This window comes from Acidovorax sp. HMWF018 (genome assembly GCF_003061035.1).
Taxonomy (GTDB): domain Bacteria; phylum Pseudomonadota; class Gammaproteobacteria; order Burkholderiales; family Burkholderiaceae_C; genus Acidovorax; species Acidovorax delafieldii.
Genome location: NZ_QAIM01000655.1, coordinates 8,556 through 16,198, shown reverse-complemented (window position 1 = coordinate 16,198; position 7,643 = coordinate 8,556). Strand labels below are relative to the sequence as shown.

Annotated in this window: 8 protein-coding genes and 1 pseudogene; 8 read left to right on the top strand and 1 reads right to left on the bottom strand. The window is 66.7% G+C overall.

The annotated features are described in order from the left end of the window. The 3 genes from DBR23_RS27535 to nudB form a co-directional block, all read left to right on the top strand. The coding region (locus DBR23_RS27535; RefSeq protein WP_304466251.1) for an amino acid--tRNA ligase-related protein at positions 1-287 on the top strand (287 nt) is incomplete at its 5' end. 138 nt (positions 288-425) lie between these two features. Further along, entirely contained in the window at positions 426-1,253 is an 828-nt protein-coding gene (locus tag DBR23_RS27530) for a CsgG/HfaB family protein (protein ID WP_056060409.1), read from the top strand. Positions 1,254-1,264: 11 nt separating this feature from the next. Further along, positions 1,265-1,744, top strand: a complete 480-nt coding sequence (gene nudB, locus DBR23_RS27525; RefSeq protein WP_108500173.1) for a dihydroneopterin triphosphate diphosphatase — start codon at positions 1,265-1,267, stop codon at positions 1,742-1,744. A gap of 52 nt (positions 1,745-1,796) precedes the next feature. Here nudB and DBR23_RS27520 read toward each other — a convergent pair whose 3' ends face one another. Then, complete coding sequence (locus DBR23_RS27520) at positions 1,797-3,563, bottom strand: tetratricopeptide repeat protein (RefSeq protein ID WP_056060415.1); 1,767 nt, start codon at positions 3,561-3,563, stop codon at positions 1,797-1,799. 356 nt (positions 3,564-3,919) lie between these two features. Here DBR23_RS27520 and DBR23_RS27515 point away from each other — a divergent pair, with 356 nt between their 5' ends. From DBR23_RS27515 to DBR23_RS32000, 5 genes and pseudogenes are all read left to right on the top strand, one after another. After that, on the top strand, positions 3,920-4,657 hold the full coding sequence (locus DBR23_RS27515) for an endonuclease/exonuclease/phosphatase family protein (RefSeq protein ID WP_099731073.1): 738 nt from the start codon (positions 3,920-3,922) through the stop codon (positions 4,655-4,657). A gap of 37 nt (positions 4,658-4,694) precedes the next feature. Further along, a complete protein-coding gene (gene clsB, locus DBR23_RS27510; protein ID WP_108500172.1) occupies positions 4,695-5,939 on the top strand; it encodes a cardiolipin synthase ClsB in 1,245 nt (414 codons plus the stop codon). Between the two features lie 117 nt (positions 5,940-6,056). Then, positions 6,057-6,782: a GTP cyclohydrolase I gene (gene folE / locus DBR23_RS27505; RefSeq protein WP_056060424.1), complete on the top strand. Its 726-nt coding sequence runs from the start codon at positions 6,057-6,059 to the stop codon at positions 6,780-6,782. Positions 6,783-6,784: 2 nt separating this feature from the next. Further along, the gene (locus DBR23_RS27500; RefSeq protein WP_056060427.1) at positions 6,785-7,207 is read left to right on the top strand and encodes a BLUF domain-containing protein; all 423 of its coding nucleotides are present in this window, start codon (positions 6,785-6,787) and stop codon (positions 7,205-7,207) included. 208 nt (positions 7,208-7,415) lie between these two features. After that, positions 7,416-7,643: pseudogene (locus DBR23_RS32000) on the top strand (EamA family transporter); the annotation flags it as partial.

Here is a 7,643-nt window from a genome sequence, read left to right as displayed (position 1 = left end):
TGTTTGACGCCCTCAACATCACGCCCGAAGAAGCCCAGCTCAAGTTCGGCTTCCTGCTGGATGCGCTGCAGTACGGCGCGCCTCCGCACGGCGGCCTGGCCTTTGGCCTGGACCGCATCGTGACGCTGATGACCGGTGCTGAGTCAATCCGCGACGTGATCGCCTTCCCCAAGACCCAGCGCGCCCAGTGTCTGCTCACGCAGGCGCCCAGCCCCGTGGACGAAAAGCAGCTGCGCGAGCTGCACATCCGCCTGCGCAACCCCGACGCGGTCAAGACTGCGGCCTGATTCCGGACGCATCACGTCCTTCGCGCATGCAGCCATGCATCGCACACCAAGCGGCTCGGGCCTTGCGCCCTGGCCGCTTTTTTCATGCGCGGTGCATCGGGCACTGGCCGCCGTGCACGGACTGAAAGAGGTACTTCCATGCGTTTGTTGACACGCTCCCATTGGCTGCTTGCGGCCGCATGCATCGCCCTGGCCGGATGCGGCGAGAAGAAGACCGAACTGGGGCAGGGCGGCTCGGTGGTCACGGGCTCGGCCGGGCCCCAGGGCGCGCAGAACGCGGCCCGTGAGCTGGTGCGTTGCGATGCGCCCGTGGCCACGCTGGCGCTGGCCGAGAACCCCAATGGCTACATCATGGGCTCGGGCTACCAACTGCCCGCGTCGCCGGTGCCGCTGGTCAAGCTGCTGGCCCAGCAGAGCGGGTGTTTCCGCGTGGTGGACCGGGCAGCGGGCCTGAAGGGCACTGTGCAGGAGCAGGAATTGAAGGACGCAGGCATCTTGCGCAAGAACAACTCCACCGTGGCCAAGGGCAAGGGGTACGAGGCGCAGTACACGCTCACGCCCAGCCTCACGTTCAGCGAGCAGGATGCGGGCCGGGGCCTGGCCGGGGTGATCGCCATGATCCCGGTACTGCGCGACATCGCTGGCCTGGCCGGGCTGGTGGAGCAGGTCAAGTTCAAGGAAGCACAGACGGCCTTGCTGCTGTCCGACAACGAAACCACCGAACAGGTAGCGGCGGCCACAGGCTCAGCGCGCACCACCGACCTGGGGGTTGGCGGCTTGGTGTTCGGCAAGCTGGGCGGCGCAGCGGGCGCTGGCTGGAGCAATACCAACGAAGGCAAGGTCATTGCTGCGGCGTTTCTGGACGCGCACAACCAGCTGGTGGTGCAGGCGCGTGCGTTGCAGGCCAAAGAGCTGCCCCCGCCCGTGCCCACCACCACGGCAGCCCAGCGCCCCAAGGGGGGCTGAAGGCACAGGCCATGGCAGCCGCCGCCGGGCCACCGCGGCCTTACAAGCTTCCAGAGTCGGTGCTGGTGGTGATCCACACCCCCGCGCTGGAGGTGCTGCTGATCCGCCGCACCGGGGGCGAGGGGCATTGGCAGTCGGTCACCGGTAGCAAGGATGCGCTGGACGAGCCTTTTGCCGAGACCGCACGCCGTGAAGTGGCCGAAGAAACCGGCATGGACACCCAGGCACCGGGCTGTCTGCTGACCGACTGGGCGCTGGAGAACGTGTACGACATCTGGCCCCAATGGCTGCACCGTTATGCACCTGGCGTGGTGCGCAACCGTGAGCGCGTGTTTGGCCTGCGTGTGCCCGCAGGCACGCCCGTGGTGCTGAGCCCGCGTGAGCACGATGCCTATGAGTGGCTGCCCTGGCAGCAGGCCGCTGACCGGTGCTTTTCCGCGTCCAATGCCGAGGCGTGCCTGTTGCTCCCCCGGTTTTTGCATCTCGGGTGAGTGGACTCCGAATGGCCCGGCGGCAACAGGGGCAAGGCCGGGCGGCGTCGCCTCAAGAGGCGTCTGGAGGCCGCAAGCGCAGGGCGGCAGCAGGATCGTCGGCATCGTCTGCGGGCGACGGGCCGAGGGCCGAGCTGTCGGGCGATGGCTGCGGAGTGCGCGTGGGTGTGTTGTCGCTGCTGCCCCGCACCCTCAGTGCCACACCGCCGGGGTGGCGTTCACTGTCTTGCCCCAGGATGGCCCTCGCCGGGGTGCTGCCCATGCGGGCGCGCAGTGCGTCGATGCTCTCTTGCAGCGGTTGGGGGGCGGCCATGCGCGCGCCATGGCGTAGCAGCACTTGCTGTGCCATATCGAGCAGTTTGGAGTTGAGGGTGCGTTCGGCTTCGGCCAGCAGGTTTTGCACGGCACCGCCAGGGTCGCCGCCCAGGCTTTGCGCCATGGCGACTTCGGCCGTCTTGTTGACGCGTTGCAGGCAGTCTCGCACCAGTTGGCTGTAAGGCTCATGCAGGTTGCAGGCGTTGGCCATCAGCTCGGTCAAGCCGCGTGTGTTGGCATAGCGCATGCCCAGTGCCAGCACCCAGCTGTCGCCCTCGGGCAGCTCGATCGACGTGACGGCCAATACGGCCAGCAGGCTGCCCAGGTTGCAAGCAGCCTCAAAGTCGAAGGTGCTGGACGTGATCTCGCGGGCCATGCCACGCACCGATTCAACCGCTTGCGAAAACTGCCGCTGCTGGATGAGCTGCAGCGCCCGCGCCACCTCGGCAAAACGCCGGATGCGCGCGCTGCCGTAGTGGCGCTCCAGGATGCGCGCAAAGTCGGCCATGCAGCGCTCGATGCCCTTGCGGTCGTTCTCGGCGTAATACGCGAACGTCAGCAGCACCAGCGACTGGTAGTCGAACAGCTTGGAGTCAATGCCCAGCACTGTGGCGCGTGCCAGCACCTTGGTGGCGGTGGCGCGGTCCCCCATGTAGTACGACATCATCCCCAGCTTCTGCAGCCGCACCACCGAGTCGGGCGTGAGGGTGCTGGCCGTGCGGTAGGTCTCGATGGCCTGCGAAAAATTGCCCATCTCCACCTGCGCGCGGCCCAGCACGTCGTAGGCGTCGGCGAACGACGCGTCTTCGCCAATCAACTCCTGCAAGGTGGTGATGGCGCGCGCGGCCTGGCCTGATTCGATCTGTGCGCGGGCCACGCCCAGCTTGGCCCAGGGCAGGGCCCGTGCCGCGATGACGGCCTCGAACAGGGTGCGCGCCTCGTCGTGGCGGCCCAGGCGCAGCAGCAGCTCCGACCCGATGCGGGCGGCGTACAGCCAATAGGGCTTGCGGGCCTCGAAACGCTCCACGCACAGCGCTGCTGCCTGCTCGAAGTCCTCGGCTTCGATGGCATCGAAAATGGGCTTGAGGTGGATCTTGCGCAGGCGCGCCAGGCTCAGGCGCTCGAACAGCGCGCTGGGCGTGAAGGGCTTGAGCAGGTAGCCGTCCAGGGCCGACTCGGCGGCCTCAGCCACTGCGGCGTACGACGCCTCGGCCGTGACCATGAAGAACACCGTGGAAAACGGCAGCAGCTGTGCGCGCCGCAGGTCGTCCAGCAGGGTCTGGCCCGAGTAGTTGGATTCGCCAAAAAACTGGTCGCACAGCACGTAGTCGAACACCGTGTGCTCCAGCCGGGCGCGCGCGTCCTGCACACGGGAGCATTGCACGATGCGGGTCACGCCGTACTCGCGCAGCTGCCCCACCAGAATGCTGCGCGATGTGGCATTGCTGTCCACGATCAGCGCCTGGGTCTGTGGGGCGGGATTGGGGCCGCTCTCGGTAGCCATGGGGGTCGGGGCCGTCCCTGCGTGCTCAAAATGTTGGAGTCTCCAGTGTAAAGCGCTGCCGCCCCCTGCCTGCGTCGGGCAAACCCCTTGCCACCACGGCTTGCGACACAATCTCCAGTCCTAGGAGCGGCAATTGACCGCTTGCCGTTTTCAAGGGCGCCTCATGGATACTGACTCTCGCTGCTTCGTTGACGTTCGCTTGTCGAGTGGGCACGCTACGCATTCGCCAGCACCGCGCTGGGCGCGCCATGCGGCGTTGCTCCTCCTTGCGGGCATGAGCCCGCCGCGTCCTCGCGCCTTGCCTGGCGCACCCATCGCGGCGCTGGCGAGCGCGTTCAATTACCCCTCCTAGGACCATGCAACACGACGACATCCTGCGCGTAGCCACCTACAACATCCACAAGGGTGTGCAAGGCATCGGGCCCGCGCGGCGGCTGGAGATTCACAACCTGGGCCTGGCGGTGGAGCAGCTCGACGCCGACATCGTTTGCCTGCAGGAGGTGCGCAAACTGCACCGTCGCGAGGCGGCCTACTTTCAGCGCTGGCCTGATCTGCCGCAGGCCGAGTTCCTGGCCCCCGAAGGCTACGAGGCGGTGTATCGCACCAATGCGGTCACCAAACACGGCGAACATGGCAACGCGTTGCTCACCCGCTGGCCGGTGATCGGGCACCAGCATGAAGACATCTCGGACCACCGTTTCGAGCAGCGCGGGCTGCTGCATGTGGAGGTGGATGTGCAGGGCCGCAACGTGCACGTGATCGTGGTGCACCTGGGCCTGATCCCTGGCAGCCGCATCCGCCAGGTCGAGCGCCTGCAGGGCTTCATCGAGCGCGAGGTGCCCCCCGGTACGCCGCTGGTGGTGGCCGGTGACTTCAACGACTGGGGGCAGCAGCTCAAGCGCATGCTGGCTGGCTTTGGCCTGTATGAATGGGATGCGCCCCGCACCTTCACCTACCCTGCACGCCTGCCCCTGGCGCAGCTGGACCATGTGTATGCGCGCGGGCTCACGCCGCTGTCGCTGCAGGTGCCGCGTGGCCGCATCTGGTGGCGCATGTCGGACCATCTGCCCCTGATCGCGGAGTTCCGGCTGTGAGGCGTTGCCGGGGTGTGCGCGGTGGCGGGGTGACGGGATGAGGCGCAAGTCCTTTGCGCAGGCCCCGGGCACCGGGCCCGCCGACGACCACCAGGTCCGGCTGCTGCAAGGCGCCGAGGAGTTCTTTCCGGCGCTCACCGAGGCCATGGATGCTGCGATGGCGGACATCCAGTTCGAGACCTATATCTTTGACTTCACCGGCGCCGGAGCCACCGTGGCCCAGGCGCTGATGCGCGCTGCAGCGCGCGGCGTGCGCACCCATCTGGTGGTCGATGGCGTGGGCACAGGCGCGTTGCCCAAGGCCTGGGCCGATCAGTTTCAGGCCGCCGGGGTGCTGTGCAGCGTGTATTCGCCGCTGGGGCCGCTGGGGCTGCTGCTGCCACACCGCTGGCGGCGCCTGCACCGCAAGCTGTGCGTGGTGGATGGGCGGGTGCTGTTTTGCGGCGGCATCAATGTGCTGGACGACTTTCACGACCCCAACCACGGCGCGCTGGAGGCCCCCCGTTTTGACTTTGCCGTGCGGGCCACGGGCAGCCTGGTGGCATCGGCCAGCGACACCATGGACCAGCTCTGGTGGCGCATGCAGGCCGTACGCGACGCGCGCCAGCGCCGCCTGCCGGAAGCCCTGCGGGCCCTGCGCGCGGCCAGCGCCGCACGGCACGCGGAGCAGGGCGGCGACCCCGATGCCGGCCCCCCCGTGCGCGCCACCCTGGTGCTGCGCGACAACGTGCGCAACCGCAGCCGCATCGAGAAGGCATACCGCAAGGCCATCGGCGCGGCGCGGCACGAGGTCATCATTGCCAATGCCTACTTCATGCCCGGCGGCAAGCTGCGCCGCGCGCTGGTGATGGCCGCGCGCCGGGGCGTGCGGGTGCGCCTGCTGCTGCAGGGACGGTACGAATACTTCATGCAGTACCACGCGGCCCGTCCTGTGTACGGCGCGCTGCTGGAGGCGGGGGTCGAGATCTACGAGTACGCCCCCAGCTTTCTGCACGCCAAGGTGGCCGTCATCGATGCGCAGGGCGACCGGCCCTGGGCCACGGTGGGCTCGTCCAACCTCGACCCGCTCTCGCTGCTGCTGGCGCGCGAGGCCAACGTGGTGGTGGAAGACGCCGCCTTTGCCATTGACTTGCGCCAGCGCCTGGTGCACGCCATGCAGCACGCGGGCCGCCGGATGGACCCTGCGCGCTATGCCGGCCGCCCGCTGCGCCAGCGGGTGCTGGACCGCGTGGCGTTTGGTCTCATGCGCCTGGCGCTGTGGGTGACGGGCAAGCGGTATTGAGGGCGCCTTTGTCGAGATTGCTACTTTATTGATAGCTTCTCAGGCATATTCCACTAGCGCTTGCTGCCTAAAACCCTTGTAATTGATCAAACTGGGTTCGCTGGTACGATGCCAGCTATGTCCAGCCAACCTGCCGCCGATATGACGCCCACCTCACCGGACGAAGGCACGCCCGTTTCCGTCAAGATCCGAGAACGCCTTGCCGCCGCGCGCAAGCGCTTTCACGCCAACGACAACATTGCCGAATTCATCGAGCCCGGCGAGCTGGAAAAGCTGCTCGACGAGGTCGAGGTCAAGATGCAGGGCGTGCTCGACAGCCTGGTGATCAACACCCAGGGCGACCACAACACCAACAACACCGCGCGCCGCGTGGCCAAGATGTACCTCAACGAGGTGTTCCGCGGCCGCTATGTGGCGCAGCCGCCCATCACCGAGTTCCCGAACGCCGAGCACTTGAACGAACTGATGATCGTGGGCCCGCTCACCGTGCGCAGTGCCTGCAGCCACCACTTCTGCCCCGTCATCGGCAAGATCTGGATCGGCGTGATGCCCAACGAGCACACCAACGTGATCGGCCTGTCCAAATACGCGCGCCTGGTGGACTGGATCATGGGCCGCCCCCAGATCCAGGAAGAAGCCGTGGTGCAGCTGGCCGACCTGATCATGGAAAAGACCCAGCCCGACGGCCTGGCCATCGTCATGGAAGCCAGCCACTTCTGCATGTCCTGGCGCGGCGTGCGCGACAACGACAGCCGCATGATCAACTCGGTCATGCGTGGCGTGTTCCTCAAGGACAGCGCTTTGCGCCGTGAATTTTTGTCCCTCATCCCTGGAAAGAACTGACCATGCTGGTACGCCTGCTTTACGCCAGTCGCGCGGTCGATACCTCGCCCGCCGCCATTGAAGCCATCCTGACGCAGTCGCGCCAGCACAACCCCGGCAGCGGCATCACCGGCGTGCTGTGCTACGGCGGCGGCGTGTTTTTGCAAGCCATCGAGGGCGGACGCTCTGCGGTGAGCGAGCTGTATGGCCACATCCAGAAGGACACGCGCCACAAGAACGTGGAGCTGCTGCACTACGAAGAAATCGCCGAGCGCCGCTTTGGCGGCTGGACCATGGGGCAGGTCAACCTCTCCAAGATTAACCACTCCATCCTGCTCAAATACTCCGAAAAGCCCGAACTGGACCCGTATGCGGTGTCGGGCAAGGTGTCGTTTGCGCTGCTTGAAGAGTTGATGGCCACCGCCTCCATCATCGGCCGAGCCTGAAAAGCGGGGCGCTTTGCTACTGCGCCAGCCGATTCCGGGCCTGCTGTGCTCGCCGTACGGGAGTACGGCTGCGCGCATCGACCCAGACTAGGCTGGCTCGCTACGCAAATCGCCCCACTTTTCTTCGCAGCCATCCATCACGGTTCGTAGCCGCAGCCGCCCAGAAGGCGCTGCGGCTTTTCTGTTCAGGCCGTTCTTTTCCCCGCTCGTGACCTTCACCGCCTTCGCCCTCATCATCCTCGCCGGCCTCATCCACGCGTGCTGGAACATCGTGGCCAAGAAGGCCGGGGGGGACTCGCGGTTTGCGTTCTTCACCTCGGTGATCATGATGGTGGTCTGGGCGCCGCTGGGCTGGTACCTGGGGCGCGACGCGGTACCGCTGTGGGGTGCGGTGGAGTGGGGCTTTGTGGTCGCCAGCGGGCTGTTGCACGTGGCG

What these genes read in the sequence shown, in the direction of transcription:
- DBR23_RS27530 (WP_056060409.1), top strand. Translation starts at nt 426, where the DNA reads ATGCGTTTGTTGACACGCTCCCATTGGCTGCTTGCGGCCGCATGCATC.
- nudB (WP_108500173.1), top strand. Translation starts at nt 1,265, where the DNA reads ATGGCAGCCGCCGCCGGGCCACCGCGGCCTTACAAGCTTCCAGAGTCG.
- DBR23_RS27520 (WP_056060415.1), bottom strand. Translation starts at nt 3,563, where the DNA reads ATGGCTACCGAGAGCGGCCCCAATCCCGCCCCACAGACCCAGGCGCTG.
- DBR23_RS27515 (WP_099731073.1), top strand. Translation starts at nt 3,920, where the DNA reads ATGCAACACGACGACATCCTGCGCGTAGCCACCTACAACATCCACAAG.
- clsB (WP_108500172.1), top strand. Translation starts at nt 4,695, where the DNA reads ATGAGGCGCAAGTCCTTTGCGCAGGCCCCGGGCACCGGGCCCGCCGAC.
- folE (WP_056060424.1), top strand. Translation starts at nt 6,057, where the DNA reads ATGTCCAGCCAACCTGCCGCCGATATGACGCCCACCTCACCGGACGAA.
- DBR23_RS27500 (WP_056060427.1), top strand. Translation starts at nt 6,785, where the DNA reads ATGCTGGTACGCCTGCTTTACGCCAGTCGCGCGGTCGATACCTCGCCC.